Annotated in this window: 15 protein-coding genes and 1 pseudogene; 8 read left to right on the forward strand and 8 right to left on the reverse strand. The window is 72.2% G+C overall.

The features are described 5' to 3' along the window. Positions 1 to 82 precede the first annotated feature (82 nt). On the forward strand, positions 83 to 499 hold the full coding sequence (locus KYY02_RS18400) for a phage holin family protein (RefSeq protein ID WP_371239143.1): 417 nt from the start codon (positions 83 to 85) through the stop codon (positions 497 to 499). Then, positions 496 to 858: a DUF3618 domain-containing protein gene (locus tag KYY02_RS18405; protein WP_371239145.1), complete on the forward strand. Its 363-nt coding sequence runs from the start codon at positions 496 to 498 to the stop codon at positions 856 to 858. The genes KYY02_RS18400 and KYY02_RS18405 overlap by 4 nt, the downstream gene beginning before the upstream one ends. Before the next feature lie 87 nt (positions 859 to 945). On the opposite strand, the gene KYY02_RS18410 is transcribed toward KYY02_RS18405, so the two are convergent. Next, positions 946 to 2769 carry a DUF8508 domain-containing protein gene (locus tag KYY02_RS18410; RefSeq protein ID WP_371239147.1) on the reverse strand — a complete coding sequence of 608 codons (1824 nt, stop codon included), beginning with the start codon at positions 2767 to 2769 and terminating at the stop codon, positions 946 to 948. 183 nt (positions 2770 to 2952) lie between these two features. Here KYY02_RS18410 and KYY02_RS18415 point away from each other — a divergent pair, with 183 nt between their 5' ends. The 4 genes and pseudogenes from KYY02_RS18415 (at position 2953) to KYY02_RS18430 (ending at position 7001) form a co-directional block, all read left to right on the forward strand. Continuing rightward, the gene (locus KYY02_RS18415) at positions 2953 to 4389 is read left to right on the forward strand and encodes a hypothetical protein (RefSeq protein ID WP_371239149.1); all 1437 of its coding nucleotides are present in this window, start codon (positions 2953 to 2955) and stop codon (positions 4387 to 4389) included. Between the two features lie 145 nt (positions 4390 to 4534). After that, positions 4535 to 5992 carry an alkaline phosphatase PhoX gene (locus tag KYY02_RS18420; RefSeq protein ID WP_371239151.1) on the forward strand — a complete coding sequence of 486 codons (1458 nt, stop codon included), beginning with the start codon at positions 4535 to 4537 and terminating at the stop codon, positions 5990 to 5992. 152 nt (positions 5993 to 6144) lie between these two features. Continuing rightward, positions 6145 to 6366: pseudogene (locus KYY02_RS18425) on the forward strand (TROVE domain-containing protein); the annotation flags it as partial. An 80-nt stretch (positions 6367 to 6446) separates the two neighbouring features. After that, a complete protein-coding gene (locus KYY02_RS18430) occupies positions 6447 to 7001 on the forward strand; it encodes a TetR/AcrR family transcriptional regulator (RefSeq protein ID WP_371239153.1) in 555 nt (184 codons plus the stop codon). Positions 7002 to 7054: 53 nt separating this feature from the next. Here the strand turns inward: KYY02_RS18430 and KYY02_RS18435 are convergent, their stop codons facing one another. The 7 genes from KYY02_RS18435 to KYY02_RS18465 all read right to left on the reverse strand — a co-directional run bounded on the left by KYY02_RS18435 (position 7055) and on the right by KYY02_RS18465 (position 14634). Beyond that, positions 7055 to 8269, reverse strand: a complete 1215-nt coding sequence (locus KYY02_RS18435) for a TerD family protein (RefSeq protein WP_371239155.1) — start codon at positions 8267 to 8269, stop codon at positions 7055 to 7057. Positions 8270 to 8517: 248 nt separating this feature from the next. Beyond that, on the reverse strand, positions 8518 to 9507 hold the full coding sequence (locus KYY02_RS18440) for a zinc-dependent alcohol dehydrogenase family protein (protein ID WP_371239157.1): 990 nt from the start codon (positions 9505 to 9507) through the stop codon (positions 8518 to 8520). Continuing rightward, positions 9504 to 10355 (reverse strand): carbohydrate ABC transporter permease, encoded by an 852-nt coding sequence (locus KYY02_RS18445; protein ID WP_371239159.1) that lies wholly within the window; start codon positions 10353 to 10355, stop codon positions 9504 to 9506. The genes KYY02_RS18440 and KYY02_RS18445 overlap by 4 nt, the downstream gene beginning before the upstream one ends. After that, positions 10352 to 11296, reverse strand: a complete 945-nt coding sequence (locus KYY02_RS18450; RefSeq protein WP_371239161.1) for a carbohydrate ABC transporter permease — start codon at positions 11294 to 11296, stop codon at positions 10352 to 10354. Before KYY02_RS18450 ends, KYY02_RS18445 begins: the two co-directional genes overlap by 4 nt. Then, entirely contained in the window at positions 11293 to 12666 is a 1374-nt protein-coding gene (locus tag KYY02_RS18455; RefSeq protein ID WP_371239163.1) for an ABC transporter substrate-binding protein, read from the reverse strand. The genes KYY02_RS18450 and KYY02_RS18455 overlap by 4 nt, the downstream gene beginning before the upstream one ends. A gap of 110 nt (positions 12667 to 12776) precedes the next feature. Next, entirely contained in the window at positions 12777 to 13547 is a 771-nt protein-coding gene (locus KYY02_RS18460) for a DeoR/GlpR family DNA-binding transcription regulator (RefSeq protein ID WP_371239165.1), read from the reverse strand. 277 nt (positions 13548 to 13824) lie between these two features. Then, positions 13825 to 14634: an NAD-dependent epimerase/dehydratase family protein gene (locus KYY02_RS18465; protein ID WP_371239167.1), complete on the reverse strand. Its 810-nt coding sequence runs from the start codon at positions 14632 to 14634 to the stop codon at positions 13825 to 13827. Between the two features lie 238 nt (positions 14635 to 14872). Between KYY02_RS18465 and KYY02_RS18470 the strand changes: the two genes are divergently transcribed. Next, positions 14873 to 15832, forward strand: a complete 960-nt coding sequence (locus tag KYY02_RS18470; protein WP_371239168.1) for a 5-dehydro-4-deoxyglucarate dehydratase — start codon at positions 14873 to 14875, stop codon at positions 15830 to 15832. Then, positions 15829 to 16992 (forward strand): hypothetical protein, encoded by a 1164-nt coding sequence (locus tag KYY02_RS18475; RefSeq protein WP_371239170.1) that lies wholly within the window; start codon positions 15829 to 15831, stop codon positions 16990 to 16992. Before KYY02_RS18470 ends, KYY02_RS18475 begins: the two co-directional genes overlap by 4 nt. The last annotated feature ends 92 nt before the right edge of the window (positions 16993 to 17084 follow it).

The following is a 17084-nucleotide window of genomic DNA, read 5'->3' on the forward strand; positions in this document are numbered from 1 at the left end:
CCGGTACGAGTGAGTGTTGCTTCATGGATAGCGCCGGAGCGGCGGGGGTACTCGGGTGCTCCGACCCGAGAGGAGGCGCATCGTGACCGGAACCATCGAGCGACGGCCGGTTCGCGACGAGCACAGCGTGGGTGAGCTCGTCGGGCAGGCCACCGAACAGATCTCCCGGCTCGCACGCCAGGAAGTGGCGCTCGCCAAGGAGGAACTGGCGGAGAAGGGGCGTCGCGCGGGACGTGGCGGCGGGATGCTGGGCGCGGCGGGGGCGTTCGGCTATGCGGGACTGCTCGCGCTGTCCGGTACGGTCGTCGCCGCGCTGGACCTGGTGCTGCCGCTGTGGGCGGCGGCGCTCATCGTCACGGGGCTGCTGTTCGCCATCGCCGGTGCGCTCGCCCTCGCCGGTCGCGGCCAGTTGCGCCGGGCCACGCCGCCCAAGCCCGAACGGACCATGGGCAGCGTGAAGGCCGATGTCGAGGAGATCAAGGGAAGGGCGCACCGATGACGCACGACGTGAGGCGCGCGGGGTCCCCGGCGGGGGCCCACGTGGACGCGGGCGCGGAGGCCTCGGCGACGGGGCGCGGGGCCAAGGGGCCGGACGAACTGCGGCGGCAGATCGAGCGGACGCGTCACGAACTCGGCGACACCGTCGAGGAGCTGGCCGGGAAGATGGACGTCAAGGGGAGGGCGCGGGCGCGGGCCGAGGACCTCCGGGACCGGGCCGGGGCGATGACCGTGCAGTTGCGGAGCAGTGTGGTGCACGCCGGGGAGGCCGGGGCGCGGTACCGCAAGCCGGCGGTGGTCGCCGGCGCGGTGACCGCGGTCGTCGCGGGTGCGGTGATGGTGCGGCGCCGTCGTTGCTGAGACGGCGGGTCCGCGGCGCGCGGTTCCCCGAGGGGACGGAACGGGTACTCCCGTTCCGTCCCCTCGTCGCCGCGGGCGGGCCGTTCGTCACGGCCGGAAGCGCAGCACCTGCGGGTCGTGGTCGCTGATCTGGTCGTGGAACTCCGCGTTGATGTGCACGCTGTCGTACGTGAAGGGGCCGCGGCGGATGGACGGGCTGATCAGGATCTGGTCCAGGGTCTGGCTGTTGCCCTGGTAGACGTACGAGTAACGTTCGGACCGGGGAAGGGACTTGATCGCCGACCACAGGGTGCCCCGGCCCTCGAGGAGTTCGGTCGTCCTCGAGAACTCGAAGTCGTTGATGTCGCCCAGGGCCACCACGTCGGCGTTCTTCTGGGTCCTGAGGATCTTCGCCGTGAAGTCGTGGACCGCCTCGGCCTGGAGGTGGCGCTGGGTCTCCGAGCTGCGGGACGGGGGCTGGTACCGGGCGCTCAGGGCCTGGTCGCCGCCCTTCGACGCGAAGTGGTTGGCGATGACGATGACCGTGCGGCCCCGGAAGGTGAACTCGCCGGCGAGCGGCTTGCGGCTGTCGTCGAAGGCCGCGGACGTCGGGTCGACGCGACCGGGGGAGAGGGTCAGGGCCGCCTTGCCGCGGATCCTCGTGACATCGGTGGCCGTGGTGGCGTCGCCGCCCGGACGGTCGGTGAACGAGACGCGAGCGGGATTGAAGAGGAAGGCCTGGCGGATGTTGCCGCCCGGCTGGCCGCCGTCCTGCTTGTCGGCGGGGTCGACGGAGCGCCAGTCGTAGCGGGGGCCGCCCGCCGCTTCGATGGCGTCGATCAGCATGGTCATCGTCCGGTCGGCGGCGACCGTGCCGTCGTCGGTGGCGCCGTTGTTGTCCTGGATCTCCTCCAGGGACACGATGTCGGGGGACTTGAGGTTGTCCACGATCGCGGCGGCGTGGGCGGCGAAGGTGTCGTCCGAGGGGTCGAGGTTCTCGACGTTGTAGGTCGCGATCGCCAGTTCGGTGGAGCGCTGGGCGCGGGTGGTCTCGCGCCGGAGACCCGCCGGGACGAGGGGGCCCAGCTCGTTGGCCACCAGGGTGTAGCCGCCGAACTGGTTGTAGTCCAGGGGGCCCGTCGTCCTCCCGGCGAGGGTGTCGCCGACGTTCGCGTCGGGGAAGTCGGACGCCCTGCCCAGGGACTGGATCTGGAGGCGGCCGGTGTTCTGGGCGTCGTAGGAGCCGTAGACCGTGCCGCCGCGGTGGTTGCGGTGCTCGTGGGGCTTCACCGTGACCCAGAGTTCGGTGTACGGGTCGGTGGCGCCCACCACCCGGGCGTCGGAGACCTGGACGTTCATGCCCTCCAGGGACTCGTACAGGTCCAGGGCGTACTTCGTGGGGCGCAGGGGCAGCGCGTTAATCGAGCCGTTCGCCGCCGGGTCGCCCGCGGGGACGTACGCGGCGGGGACGGAGCGCGCGGTGACGGTCGTGGGGGCGGGCAGCGGGTTGCCGCTCGAGGTGACCGTGAAGGTGGGGCGGGTGATCTGAGTCAGGGACTGGTTGCCCGAGGAGGTGCCTCCCGGGACGTACTCCGAGACCGTGCCCGAGACCGTGACGGCGTCGCCCACGGCGACACCCCTGGGGGTGGAGCTCGTGAAGACGAAGACGCCCTCGCTGGTGGCCGGGTCGGCGTCCGGGGCGGGATCCTGGATCCAGAAGCCGCGGGACGAGCCGTAGGTGCGGACGCCGGTGACGATGCCGGTCACGCCGGTGACCTGTTCGCCGGCCAGCGGCGAGGTGCGGGTGTCGCCCTGGATGTCATGGACGCGCACCGTGTCGGCGTGCGCGGGCGACGTGAGGACGACGGCGGATGCCGCGGAGCATGCGGCGGCGACAGCGAGCGCGGCAAGACGTACGGACTTTCTTGACAACGGATTCCCTCCGGAACGTGTGACCCACCCTCTTCTACGCGCGTCAATCTCCTGTCAGGCCGGGCCGCTTGTCAAGGTTTCGGCCATGTACGGCCGCTGAAGGGGAGAGGAAGCGGGCGGCATGGGTGGAAATCCGTCTAGGCTGAGCGGTCGAGTGGTTAACGGCCCTAGGAGAAACAGCCGATGTCAGACAGCTCCATCCTGCCGCCTGCGCGGCTGCGTCCCGAAGCGGAGCTGGCGCGCGACGCCCTGTCCACCCCCGTGCTCTCCCGGGCCGCCAGGCTCGCCCGCTGGGCCGGGCCGGACACCAGGGTCGACGCCGGCGCCGGGCTCGTCGACGAACAGCTGCCGGCGGCCGCCGCGGAGCTGGGCCTGTCCGGGGAGGACGCCGCGGCCGACGCCAGTGAGGCCTGGCGCGTCGCCGTGGACGCCGGGCTCGTCGAGGTGGTCGACGCGGAGGAGGGGACCGTCGTCGCGGGGGACGGTCTGGCGCTGCTCACCGACGGTTCGCCGCAGGACGTGCTCGAGGTGTGGCTCGCGGCCCTGGAGACGGTGCTCGACGACGCGAGCGTTCCCGACCTGGGCGGGCTGGTCGACGCCATCGCCGAGGGGGAGGGGTCCGGGGAGATCGATCTCGACGCGCTGGACTGGGACCCGGAGGCCGAGGCGGAGTTCCTGGACGGGGTGCTCGGCAACCTCTACCTGCTGACCGTGGGCGGCGAGGGCGTCGACGGCGCGATGGTGCCGTTGCCCGGGCTGGCCGCGTCGGTGATCGTGCCCGGTGACATGACCGAGCCCACCAACGACGTCCTGGAGCAGGTGTCCGACGCCATGATGCGGCTGGACGACCAGTTCCGCATGCTGGAGCCGGTCGGGCTCGTGGAGTACCGGCCGGTGGACGAGGCGCTGATGGCCGACGCCGACGAGGAGCCCGCCGCGCCGGTCGACGACACCGACGTCTCCCGCTACGGCATGGTGCGGCTGACCCCGCTCGGACTGTACGGACTGCGCGCCCGGCTGCTGGAGGCCGGGTTCGAGGCGCCGGCCGTGGGCGACCTCGTGGACAAGGGCGCGGACGCGCTGCTCGACGGCACGGCCGTCTTCCCGCCGGCCGCCGCCCACGCGGAGACCGAGCAGTGGCTGGACCGGCGTGATCCGCTCCAGGCCGCACGCGAGCTGCTGGCGGCGGCACGCGGGGCGGACCAGGGTGCGCCGCTGCGGCGGCTGCGCTGCCAGCAGGCGCTGTCGCTGGTCGGCGCGGCGGCGGAGCCCGCGCTGCGGGAGGTGCTGGACGATCCCGAACTCGGCGGGCTGGCCCGGGTGTGGCTGACCGAGCACGGGGCGGGTGACGTGCCGCCGCCGTCCGAGGCCCTGATCTTCTGGCTGACCGTCGACACGGTCGCCGCCCAGCTCGCCGCCGAGGGCAACTCCGAGGAACTGCGCTCCCTGGTGGAGGGGCTCGCACGGCAGCACAGCGGCTTCTTCGACACGGCCTGGCGGGTGGAGCACCCGGCCACCGCGGACGTACTGGAGGCCATGGGGCGGCTGCACCCCGACAAGCGGATCGCCAAGGAAGCGCGGAAGGCGGCGTTCAAGGCGCGGTCGCAGCACGGAGGCTGAGCTCCGCGGCGGGATCCGCGCGGTTCACGGAAGGGGGAACCCCTGTGACCCTCGGTGTTCAGCCGGTGTTCAGGCACGGGCAGGAGCGTGGCGGACGCACGGGGTTCGCCACCCTCCACGGCTCAGCCACGTCACAGGAGACAGCATGTCGCTCACCCGCAGGGACTTCGCCAGAACGTCCGCGATCGCCGGCGCCGGTGTCACGCTGGCGGGCAGCGTGGCCGCCCTCGCCTCCGCGCCCAACGCCCTCGCGACCGCCGACACCGAGAGCGTGGACGAGGGGGACGGGGAGGCGGCCGGGCGGCACGGCGGGGTCGGGTACGGGCCGCTCGTCGCGGACCCGAACGGGATCCTCGCCCTGCCTGCCGGGTTCACCTACCGCGTGCTCACCCACACGGGCAAGACGCGGCTGGAGTCGGGTGAGTTCACCCCCGCCGAGCACGACGGCACGGCCGCCTTCCCCGGCCCGCGCGGCAGCACCCTCCTGGTCAACAACCACGAGATGGACGGCCCGCGCGACGAGGTCGAGTTCCCGGTCCCGCTCACCGAGGGCCTCGTCTACGACCCGGCCGCACCCGGCGGCTGCACGATCGTCGAGGTCCGCCCCGACGGCGGCGTCGCCGAGTGGGTCGGCATCGCCGGCACCGCCAACAACTGCGCCGGCGGCAGCACCCCCTGGGGCACCTGGCTCACCTGCGAGGAGAACTCCGACCGGGCCGGCGAGAACGGCATGACCAAGGACCACGGCTACGTCTTCGAGGTCGACCCCGCCGACCGGCGCGCCAACCGCGACCCCAAGCCGCTGAAGTTCTTCGGGCGTTACGACCACGAGGCCGTCGTCATCGACACCAGGCGCGGCCACGCCTACCTCACCGAGGACGCCGACGAGCCCAACGGCCTGTTCTACCGCTGGACCCCGCCGGAGGGCTTCCGCTACGGCCCCGGCACCCTCCGCAGGCTCGCCGACGACGCCGGCGTCCTCCAGGCGCCCAAGTGCTACGACTCCGGCGGCCGGTACGTCGACGACCTCTCCCGCGCCACGAGGACCGGCACGGTGTACGGCGTCGACTGGGTGGACGTGCCCGACCGCGACGCGCGGACCGTGGACGTGCGCGAACAGTTCGCGACCGGCGAGGTCACCCGCGCCCGCAAGCTGGAGGGCATGTGGTGGGGTGACGGCGGGGCGTACATCGTCTCCTCGTACGCCCGCGAGGAGAGCCCCGTCCAGCACGACGGCCAGGTCTGGTTCTACGACCCCAGGCGCCGCACGCTGACCCTGAAGGTCCTGCTCGGCGTCGACCGGGGCCCGTCGGGGGGCGGCGCCTTCGACGGCCCGGACAACATCACCGTCTCGCCGTACGGCGGCCTGATCATCGCCGAGGACGGCGAGGGCGCGCAGCACCTGTTCGGGGCCACCGACAGCGGACGCACCTACCCCATCGCCCGCAACGAACTCAACATCGGAACCGAGGAGGAGCCGGAGTTCAGCGAATTCACCGGCGTCACCTTCTCGCCCGACGGCAGGACCCTCTACGCCAACATCCAGGAACCGGGCATCATGCTGGCCATCACCGGTCCGTGGAAGCGGCAGAGGCGCCGGTGATTGATTCGCTCGCCCGACCGAGGACCGCCCCCCTGGAGTGATGCACGTCCAGGTGCGAAGGCAGGACCTGCGTCCACGCATAATGGGGCGGTCACGGGTTCGAGTCCCGTCACCGGCACGACGCGCCGGTGTAGCTCAGGGGTCAGAGCACCATCGTCGGCGAGCAGTACGCCCCCAGCCGGCACGGCGACCCGACCGGGCAGGTCCCGGCCGATGTGCCGGTCCACACCTGGAACCTCGCCGGACACCGTGCGGGGCACGGTCCGTCGGGCACGGCGAACCGGCACACCTCCGGCGGCCTCTCGGACGCGGCTTTCCGGACGGTCTCGCTGCTCGAGGCCGGCCGGGACGCCGACTGGCCGTGGGCCGCGTGAGGGACCGCTCCGGTCCGGGGCCCTGCCCGTTCCCCGCTCGGTAGGGTACGGGGAGGGTTCCCGGGGGTGAGGAGTGGGTGGTGGCGCAGGTCAGGTCCATGCGCGCGGACGCCCGCCGCAATCGCGAGCTGCTGCTCGAGGCCGCGGTGGAGGCGTTCGCCGCGCACGGTGAGGGCGCCTCGCTCGACGACATCGCCAAGCGGGCGGGCGTCGGGTCCGGCACGCTCTACCGGCACTTCCCGACCCGTCGGGCGCTGCTGGAGGCCGCGTACGTCGACCGGATCGAGTCGCTCGCGGCACGGGCCGTCGAACTGGCCGAGCGGATGCCGCCGGGCGAGGCGCTGGTGGAGTGGCTGAACGAACTCGGCGCCGGGATGCTCCGGATCCGGGGGCTGCGGGCGCTGCTGGGCGCCGCCGTCGGTGACGGCGGCACGCAGTGCTGCGATCCGCTGAAGAGCGCGGTGGACCGGCTGGTCGGGGCGGCGCGGGAGGCGGGCGTGCTGCGGCACGACGTCGAGCCCGTCGACGTGCTGCGGCTGGCCCACGGCGTCGCGACGGCCTCGGAGCTGGCGGGCGGGGAGGGGACGCAGATCCGCCGGTACCTGGGGCTGCTGATGGAGGGGCTGCGGGCGTAGCCGTCGTCCGGGCGCCCCCGGCGGCGGGGACGCCCGGCGGTCCGTCCGGGTGGCTACAGCGCCTGGCCGGCCGGCTTCACCATCCCCCGTACCGTGCGCGACTTCACGAAGTCGCCCATCGCGGTCATCTCCCACTCGCCGGAGTACTGACGGATCAGCTTCGCCATCATCACGCCCGTCTGCGGTTCGGCGCTCGTGAGGTCGAAGCGGACCAGCTCCTCGCCCGTGGCGGCGTCCAGCAGGCGGCAGTACGCCTTGGCGACCTCGGTGAACTTCTGGCCGGAGAAGGAGTTGACCGTGAAGACCAGGCCGGAGACCTCCTGGGGCAGACGTCCGAGGTCCACGGTGATCACCTCGTCGTCCCCGCCGCCCTCACCGGTGAGGTTGTCGCCGGAGTGCCGGATCGCGCCGTTCACGATCTGCAGCTTGCCGAAGTAGCAGCTGTCGATGTGGTTGCGCTGCGGGCCGTAGGCGATGACCGAGGCGTCCAGGTCGATGTCCTTGCCGCGGTAGGCCGGCTCCCAGCCGAGGCCCATCTTGACCTGGGAGAGCAGCGGTCGGCCGCCCTTCATCAGGGAGACGGTCTGGTTCTTCTGCAGGCTGACCCGGCCCTTGTCGAGGTTGATCTTCCCGGTGCCGGTGCCGGTGCCGGTGCCGGGGGCGGCGGGCGGGGCCGGGGGCGCGGCGGGGGCGGCGGCGGGCGTGGGGGGCGCCTGCGGGGCGGACATCGGCGGGGCGGGCGGCGGCGCGACCGGCTGGGCGGCGGGGGCGGCGGGTTCCTCGACCGTGACACCGAAGTCGGTGGCGATGCCGGCCAGGCCGTTGGCGTAGCCCTGGCCGACGGCGCGGACCTTCCAGACGCCGTTGCGCAGGTAGATCTCGACGACCACGAGCGCGGTCTCGGCGCCCAGACGCGGGGGGGTGAACGTGGCCAGGACCGCGTTGTCGTCCGCGCTGCGGACGGTGGCGGTCGGCTCGATGCCCTGGAAGGTCTGGCCGGCGGCGTCGGGGCTGGCGGTGACGACGATCTTCTCGATGCCGGGGGGCACGGCCGCGGTGTCGACCGTGATGGCGTCGGGGGTGGTGCCGCCGCCGGAGCTGTAGGTCACGCCGGGGCCGGCGGGCTGGTTGTAGAAGATGAAGTCGTCGTCGGAGCGCACCTTGCCGTCGGCGGTGAGCAGCAGGCCCGAAACGTCGAGCCGCACGGGCGCGGAGACGTCCACCGTCACTCGGGCGGTGGGGAGGGGGATGTTCGAGCCAGGGGTCATAGCGGTCATGCGGGGAGAACGAGCGGGGGCGTTTTACCGTTCCCTTACCCGTGGCCCGATCGGGTCGGAGGCTCTTCCCTCCCCGCCGCCCGTCCCGACCCGGGGCTCCGCCCCCGCCCCCGCTCCCCGGACGCCGCAGGGGCCGATCCCCAGCCTGTCCGGTGATCGAGGAGCGGGGGCCGTCCAGGGCCGGAAGGGGAGGTCCGGCCTGGTACGGGACCGGGCAGGGGCGGCGGGACGGGGAACCCCTACGGCACGACCACGATCTTCCGGCCCACGCCTGCCGCGAACTGGTCCAGGGCCTGGGGGTACTGGTCCAGGGGAAGGCGGTCGCTGATGAAGACGTCCGGGTCCAGGACGCCCCCGGCGAACAGCTCCGCCGCCCGCTCGTAACTGTGCAGCACGGCCATCGACCCGGTGATCGTGATCTCCTGGTTGTAGATCCGGTACGGATCGATCTGCACCCGCGTCGCGTAGTCCGCGACCCCGAACTGGAGGAACGTGCCGGCCTTGGCCACCCGGTCGAGGCCGTCCTGGATCGCCGCCGCGTTGCCCGTCGCGTCGATGACGAGGTCCCATCCCTGGGGCCGGTCCAGCTCGTCCGGCGACGCCGCGGACGCCGAGACGCCCAACGCCCGTGCCGTCTCCAGCCGTGCCGGATTCAGATCCACCATGTCCACACTCGCCGCACCGGTCCGCTTCGCCAGCTCCAGCATCATCAGACCCATGGTCCCGGACCCGTAGATCAGCACATGCGCGCCGAGCCGTGACTGCAGCACGTCGTAGCCGCGCACCGCGCACGACAGCGGCTCGATCAGCGCGGCGTCCTGCATGCGGACGTGCTCGGGCAGCCTGACGCAGTTCGCCACCGGAGCCACCGCGTACTGGGCCGCGCCGCCCGCCGTGGTGACGCCGATCGCCGCCCAGCGTTCGCAGAGGTTGTTGTGACCGTTGCGGCAGTAGCGGCACTCGTAGCAGTAGAGGGAGGGGTCGACCGCGACCCGGTCGCCGAGCGACACCTCCGTGACCCGGGAGCCGATTCCGACCACCTCGCCGGCGAACTCGTGCCCCGGCACGATCGGCAGCTTCGGCGCGAACTCGCCCTGGAGGATGTGCAGGTCCGTGCCGCACAGCCCGCACGCGGCGACCTCGACGACGACGTCGCGCGGCCCTGGCGTCGGGTCCGGGACCTCGGCGACGACGGCCTTGCCCACGGACTCGATGACGGCGGCCTTCATTTCACGGCTCCCAACGACAGGCCCTGGACGAGTTTGTCCTGGGCGGCGAACCCCGCGGCGAGCACCGGCAGGGAGATGACGAGCGACGCGGCGCACACCTTGGCCAGGAACAGGCCCTGGCTGGTGATGAAGCCGGTCAGGAAGACGGGGGCGGTCTCGGCGACCACGCCCGTCAGGACCCGGGCGAAGAGCAGTTCGTTCCAGCTGAAGATGAAGCAGATGAGGGAGGTCGCGGCGATGCCGGGGAGGGCGATCGGGGCGACCACCCGCGCCAGGACCGTGGGCAGCCTCGCGCCGTCCACCCGGGCCGCCTCGATGATCGCGACCGGGATCTCGGCCAGGAAGGACTGCATCATCCAGACCGCGATCGGCAGGTTCATGGAGGTGTAGAGGATGACGAGCAGCCAGATGTTGTCGAGCATCCCGGCGTTCTTGGCGAACAGGTAGATCGGCAGCAGACCCGCCACCACCGGCAGCATCTTGGTGGACAGGAAGAAGAACAGGACGTCCGCCCACTTCCTCACCGGGCGGATGGAGAGGGCGTACGCGGCGGGCAGCGCCAGGACCAGGACGAACAGGGTCGACACGATCGACGCCACCGCCGAGTTGACCAGCGCCGGCCAGGGGCTGGCGCCGCCGCCCGCGCCGAAGAACTCGCGGTAGCCGTCCAGGGTGAGGGCGGCGGTGAAGGACGGCGGATTGGTGGCCGCGTCCGCCTCGGAGTGGAAGGACGTCAGCGCCATCCAGGCGATGGGCAGGAAGAACACGACGGCGGCCAGCCAGGCGACCAGACCGAGACCCGCTCCGCCGCGGAACCGGCCGCGGGTGCGTACGGTGATGCTGCTCATGCGCGGGACACCTCCTCGCGGAACAGGGACGACACCACGCGCAGGGCGAGGGTCGCGATGACGATCGAGCCGATGACGACCAGGACGCCGGCGGCCGAGGCGAGGCCGTTCTCGTGGGCCTGGTAGAAGGTCTGGTAGACGGTGTAGGGCAGGTTGGCGGTGCCCAGGCCGCCGGAGGTGATGGTGAAGACCGCGTCGAAGTTCTGCACGATGTAGATCGAGCCGAGCAGGGCGCCCAGTTCGAGGTAGCGGCGCAGGTGGGGCAGGGTGAGGTGGACGAAGATCTGCCAGTCGCCCGCCCCGTCGACGCGGGCGGCCTCGATCTGCTGCTGGTCCCGGCTCTGCAGTCCGGCGAGCAGGATCAGCATCATGAACGGGGTCCACTGCCACACCAGTGACGCCTCGACGGCGAGCAGCGGGGTGTCGGATATCCAGTCGGGCTGGGGACCGCCGACGTAGTGCAGCAGGCCGTTGAGGAGTCCGTACTCGGGGTTGTAGAGGACGTGCTTCCACAGCAGGGCCGCCGCGACCGGGACCACCAGGAACGGGGCGATGAGCAGGGTGCGGACGATGCCCCGGCCGCGGAACCTGCGGTCCAGCAGGAGGGCGAGGAGCAGTCCGAGGACCAGGCTGGCCAGGACGACCGCCACGGTGAGCAGGATCGTCGTCCAGACGGACTTGCGCAGGGCGGCGTCGGTGAGCACCTCCCGGTAGTTCTCGAAGCCGGCGAAGTGGCGGGCGTCGGGGTAGAGGGAGTTCCAGTCGAAGAAGGAGATCACCAGGGTCGCCACGAAGGGCAGCTGGGTGACCACGATCATGAAGATCAGGGCGGGCAGCAGCGGGCCGCGGGTGGCCCAGGCGCGCAACCGGGCGGAGGGCCGGCGGGGCGCGGGGCGTGTCCTTCTTGGTGCGGCCACGGGGGCCGTCGTCGTGGCGGTCATCGTCCCTCGTACTCCTCGGCGATCTCTTCTGCGAGCTGCTGGGACTTCCTCAGGGCCGACTCGACGGACTGGCGTCCGGCGATGGCCGCGCTGATCTCCTGGGAGACCTTGGTACCGAGATCGGTGAACTCGGGGATGCCGACGAACTGGATGCCGGGCGCCGGGCGGGGCTGGACGCCGGGGTCGTCGGGCCGGGCCTGTTCGATGGCCTTCCTGGTCATCTCCTGGAAGGCGGCGGCCTCCGCGCGGTAGGCGGGGTTGGCGTAGGTGGAGGCGCGCTTGCCGGCGGGCACGTTCGACCAGCCGATCTCGTCGCCGACCAGCTGCTCGTACTCCTTGCTGGAGGCCCAGGAGACGAACTTCCAGGCGTTGTCGGGGTTGCGGGAGGCGTGCTGGATGCCCCAGGCCCAGGTGTAGAGCCAGCCGGCGGACTCCGTCTTCTCGACGGGCGCGGGGGCGTAGCCGACCTTGCCCTTGACGGGGGACCCGTCGGCCTCCAGGGCACCGGCCGCGGAGGTGGCGTCGTACCACATGGCGACCTTGCCCTGGGTCATGTTGTTGAGGCACTCGGCGAAGCCGGCCTGGGCGGCGCCGGACTCGCCGTGCTCGCGGACCAGGTCGACGTAGAACTTCGTCGCCTCCTCCCACTCGGGGGAGTCGAGCCTCGCGTTCCAGTCCTCGTCGAACCAGGTGCCGCCGAAGGTGTTGACCACGGTGGTCAGCGGGGCCATGACCTCGCCCCAGCCGGGCAGTCCGCGCAGGCAGATGCCCTTCATGCCCGGTTCGGCCCCGTCCACCCGCGCGGCGAGGTCGGCGACCTGCCGCCAGGTGGGGTCGGCGGGCATCTCCAGGCCCTCCTTCGCGAAGACGTCCTTGCGGTACATCAGGAAGGACGACTCGCCGTAGAAGGGCTGGCCGTAGAGCTTGCCGTCGTCACCGGTGAGGGACTGGCGCATCGGCCCCAGGACGTCCTGCTCGTCGTAGGCGCCGTCCTTCGCGACGTAGGGGTCCATCTCGTGCAGCCAGCCGTTGCGGGCGTAGATGGGGATCTCGTAGTTGGACAGGGTGGCCACGTCGTACTGGCCGGCCTGGTTGGCGAAGTCCTGGCTGATCTTGTCGCGGACGTCGTTCTCCGGCAGCACGGTGAAGTTGACCTTGATGCCGGTGTCCTCGGTGAAGTGCTCGGCGGTGAGCTTCTGCAGTTCGACCATCTGCGGGTTGTTGACCATCAGGACGTTGAGGGAGTCACCGCCGGATCCGGCCCCGCCCGCTCCGACCCAGCAGCCGGAGAGCAGCGGGGCGAGCAGCGTCCCTGCGGCGACCGCGGCGAGTGTGGCTCGCGGCGGCCTCCGTCGGCTCTGGGTGTGCATGGATCACTCCTCGACAAGGCGGTCGTACGGGGGGACGGCGGGCCTCGCACGGCACGGCTCGGCCCGATGGGGAGGTGGAACGGTGTGCTGCTCCGGTGTGCTTCGGGCCTTCAGACCCGGATGACCTGCGGCCCCAGCAGGGAGTAGCGATGGGCCTCGGCCGCCGGGAGCAGGGTGCTCGTGACGATCGCCTCCAGCGCGCCGACCTCGGCGAACCGGCAGAAGCTGACCGCCCCGAACTTGGTGTGGACGCCGGCGAACACCACCCGGCGGGAGGCGCGCAACGCCTGTGCCTTGACCTCGCTGACCGCCGGATCGGGCGTGGTCAGACCGTGTTTGCGGGAGATCCCGTTGGCGCCGATGAACGACAGGTCGATGACGAAGCCGGAGAGCATCCTCGTCGTCCAGTGGTCGACGGTGGCGAGGGTCCCGGAGCGGACCCGGCCGCCGAGCAGCAGGACGGACGCGGTGCCGGTCTCCGCGAGCGCGCCCGCGACCGGCAGGGAGGCGGTGACCACGGTGAGCGGCCGGTCGGCGGGCAGGGCCTCGGCGATGAGCTGCGGGGTGAAGCCCTCGTCGACGAAGACCGTCTCGGCGTCCCCGAGCAGCTCGGCCGCGGCGGCCGCGACCCTGCGCTTCTCGGGGACGTGGCGGGTGGAGCGGAAGGCGAGCGTCGTCTCGAAGCCGGCGCTCTCCACGGGATAGGCGCCGCCGTGGGTGCGGCGTACCAGACCGTGGTCCTCCAGACAGCGCAGGTCCCGCCGTACGGTCTCCTTGGCCACGCCCAGGTCGGCGGCGAGCGCGCTGACGTCGACCGAACCGGTGGCGCGCGCCACCCGCACGATCTCCCGCTGGCGCTCCTCGGCCGTCCTGTTGCTCATGACCGGACACCCGCTTCCTGATCTCACTGCCCGTTCGGGCCCGGTGGGACCCATGCAGGAAGTTCTACAGTGGGCTCTCGCCGCTGACCAGGTCTGCTGCGGGCCCGTTCCTGCCCGGTTGTGCCCGTTGGACTCGCCCCGCGCCCGGCTCGGACCTGGGAGGGCGCGGGGGGACGGGTGGGAGCGGGCAGTGTGGATGCCCGTATACGACGGCGGGCGGGCCCGTTCGGTGCCCGCCCGCCGTGGGGTGCGTCGATTTTCCGCCGGATCCCTGCCGTCAGTACGGCCAGATGGGCGGGTCGGTGACGAAGTGGCCGCCCAGGCAGGCGTGCGCCGGATTGTCCGGGTCCAGTTCGCCCTGCTCGGCGATCAGCTTATCGGCGTACGGCTCGGAGTCGTCCTGCGGGTCGTAGCCGAGCGCCCGCGCGGAGGTGAGGTCCCACCACAGCCGGGTGTTGGCGGAGGAGCCGTGGACGACGGTGTGGCCGACGTTCTCGGCGGTCAGGGCGGCGTGGAAGAGGCGGGCGCCGTCGGCGGGGCTCATCCACACCGAGAGCATGCGCACGCTGGTCGGCTCGGGGAAGCAGGAGCCGATGCGCACGGAGACGGTCTCCAGGCCGTGCTTGTCCCAGTAGAGCTGGGCGAGGTCCTCGCCGAAGCACTTGGACAGGCCGTAGAAGGTGTCGGGGCGGCGCGGGGTGTCGACCGGGATGAGGGGGTCGTCGCCCTGCGGGCGCGGGGTGTAGCCGACGGCGTGGTTGGAGGAGGCGAAGACGATGCGGCCGACGCCCTCCTCGCGGGCGGCCTCGTACAGGTTGTACGTGCCCTCGATGTTGGCGCTGAGGATCTTCTCGAACGAGGCTTCCAGGGAGATGCCCGCGAGGTGGATGATCGCGTCGACGCCGCGGACCGCCTCGCGCACGACGTCCTTGTCGGCCAGGTCCGCGACGATGGCGTCCGGTTCGCCGTCGACGGGGCGCAGGTCGAGCAGGCGCAGGTCGTAGCCGTGGTCCGGGAGCAGGCCCCGCATCAGCGTGCCGAGACCGCCGGCGGCGCCGGTGAGCAGAACGGTGCGGGGAGCGGGCATCCTCGGATCTCCTTGCAGCGCCGGCCGTGCCGCCCGGCAGGGGGAATCCATACATGTGGGCGCACGGTATTCATATTCATGGACACGCTAAGGAGGTGGGGCGCGGCGCGTCAAGTATTCCGCGACTTCCCGTGGAACGGAAGAATCCGCTGGTGTGTGACGGGTTGCAGTGCTTGACCCCGGTCCCCGGGGCGTCTTAGCGTGAACATGTTCAGGGATATGGACGTGAATCAGGAATATGGACCAGGGAGAGCTTGTGACGTCAGCCCCTCTCGCCGCCCGACTCGAAGTCCCCAGCGGGCCGCTGTTCTTCCCGGTCACCGCCTACGGACCCGACGGCTCCGTCGACCCCGACACCTACCGGCTCCACGTGCGCCGCGGGGTGGAGGCCGGTGCCGCCGCCGTGTTCGCCTGCTGCGGCACCGGTGAGTTCCACGCGCTGACGCCCGAGGAGTTCGCGCTGTGCGTGACGGCCGCCGTGGAGGCCGCCGACGGGCGCGTCCCGGTCGTCGCGGGCACCGGCTACGGCACCGCGCTCGCGGTCCGCTACGCCCGCCTCGCCGAGCGGGCCGGGGCCGACGGACTGCTCGCGATGCCGCCGTACCTGGTCAAGGCCGCGCAGGAGGGACTGCTGCGGCACTACCGGCAGGTGGCCGCCGCGACCTCCCTTCCGGTCATCGTCTACCAGCGCGACAACGCCGCCTTCACCCCCGAGAGCGTCGTCGAACTGGCCCGCACGGAAGGGATCGTCGGCTTCAAGGACGGCCTCGGCGATCTCGACCTGATGCAGCGGACCGTCAGCGCCGTACGCGCCGAAGGACCCGGCGACTTCCTGTACTTCAACGGGCTGCCGACCGCCGAACTGACCCAGCCCGCCTACGGCGGCATCGGCGTCACCCTCTACTCGTCCGCGGTGTTCTGCTTCGCGCCCGAGATCGCCCTCGCCTGCCACACCGCCTTCCGCAGCGGCGACACGGCCACCGCGCACCGTCTGATCGACGGCTTCTACCGGCCGTTCGCCGAACTGCGCGCCCGGGGCCGCGGCTACGCCGTCTCCCTCGTCAAGGCCGGGGTACGCCTGCGCGGCCTGGACGTGGGGGAGGTGCGGCCGCCGCTGCACGAACCGGCAGGGGATCATGTCAAGCAGCTCGCTCAACTGATCGAGCGGGGACACGCGCTGCTCGAGGAGGGCCGGTGAAGGCGTCGGCATTCGTCTACCCCTGGGACGTCAACGGGGACCCGGAGGCACCCGCGCGGATCGCCGCGCTCGGGGCGGCGCAGGTGACGCTCGCCTCCGCCTACCACTCCACCCGCGCGCTGACCCCGCGTCACCCGCGCCACCGCATCGTGACCGCGGAACACGCGGCCGTGCTGTACCCGGCGGGCGACCGCTGGTCCGGCCGCGCCCTGCGCCCGTACCCGGCCGGGGACTGGGCGCCCGGAGACGCCTTCGGCGAGGCCGCCGCCGCGCTCGCGGACGCGGGCCTCCAGGTGCACACCTGGGTGGTGCTGGCCCACAACTCCCGTCTCGGGGCGGAGCATCCGCACACCTCGGTGGTCAACGCCTACGGCGACCGCTACCCCTGGGCGCCGTGCATCGCCCAGCCCGCCACACGCGCGTACCTGACCGACCTCGCCGCGGAGGCGGCGGTACAGCCCGGGGCGCGCGGCACCGAGCTGGAGTCCCTCGGCTGGTACGGGCTGGCCCATCTGCACGCCCACGACAAGACCGCCGGGGTCGGCCTCGGGGACGCCGGGCAGTACCTGATGTCCCTGTGCTTCTGCCCGTCCTGCCACGAGGGCTACGGGACCCGGGGCCTGGACGCCGACGCGCTCGCCGCCGCCGTACGCGCCGCACTGGAACCGGTGTGGCGGGGCGCGCCCTTTGACGGAGGCTGGGCGGGGGTCGAGAAGCTCCTCGGCGAGGAGACGGCGAACGCCACGCGTGCCTGGCGCGACGAGACGGCCCGCACGCTCCAGGAGGCCGCGGTCACCGCCGTACGGCAGGCCGCTCCCGAGGGCTTCCAGGTCCTCCTGCACGCGGACCCGGTCTCGTACCACTGCGGCGCCAACGCCGGTGTCGACCCGGCCCACATCCTCTCCGTCGCCGACGGGGTGGTGGTGCCCTGCACCGGGGGCTCCGGCCTGCTGACGCCGTTCGTGCGGGAGGCCCGCGCGGACACCGTCCTCGCCGCCAACTTCACCGTCGTCTCCGGCATGGGCGGCAGTCCCGGCACCCTCACGGCGGACGCCGCGGAGGCCCGCCGCCTGGGCGCGACGGAACTCCGCCTGTACCACGCGGGGTTGGCGTCGGACGGTGATCTGGAGGCGGTGCGCTCGGCGCTCGCCGGCCTGTGAGGCAGCGTTGCCGCCGTCACCGCCGGGGCAGCCCCGGGCACGGCCGGCGGCAGCCGGTGGCCGACGGGTCCGACCAGGGCCGCGCCCGCCGC

Source organism: Streptomyces pimonensis (genome assembly GCF_041380215.1).
In the GTDB taxonomy this organism is placed as follows: Bacteria; Actinomycetota; Actinomycetes; order Streptomycetales; family Streptomycetaceae; genus Streptomyces; species Streptomyces pimonensis.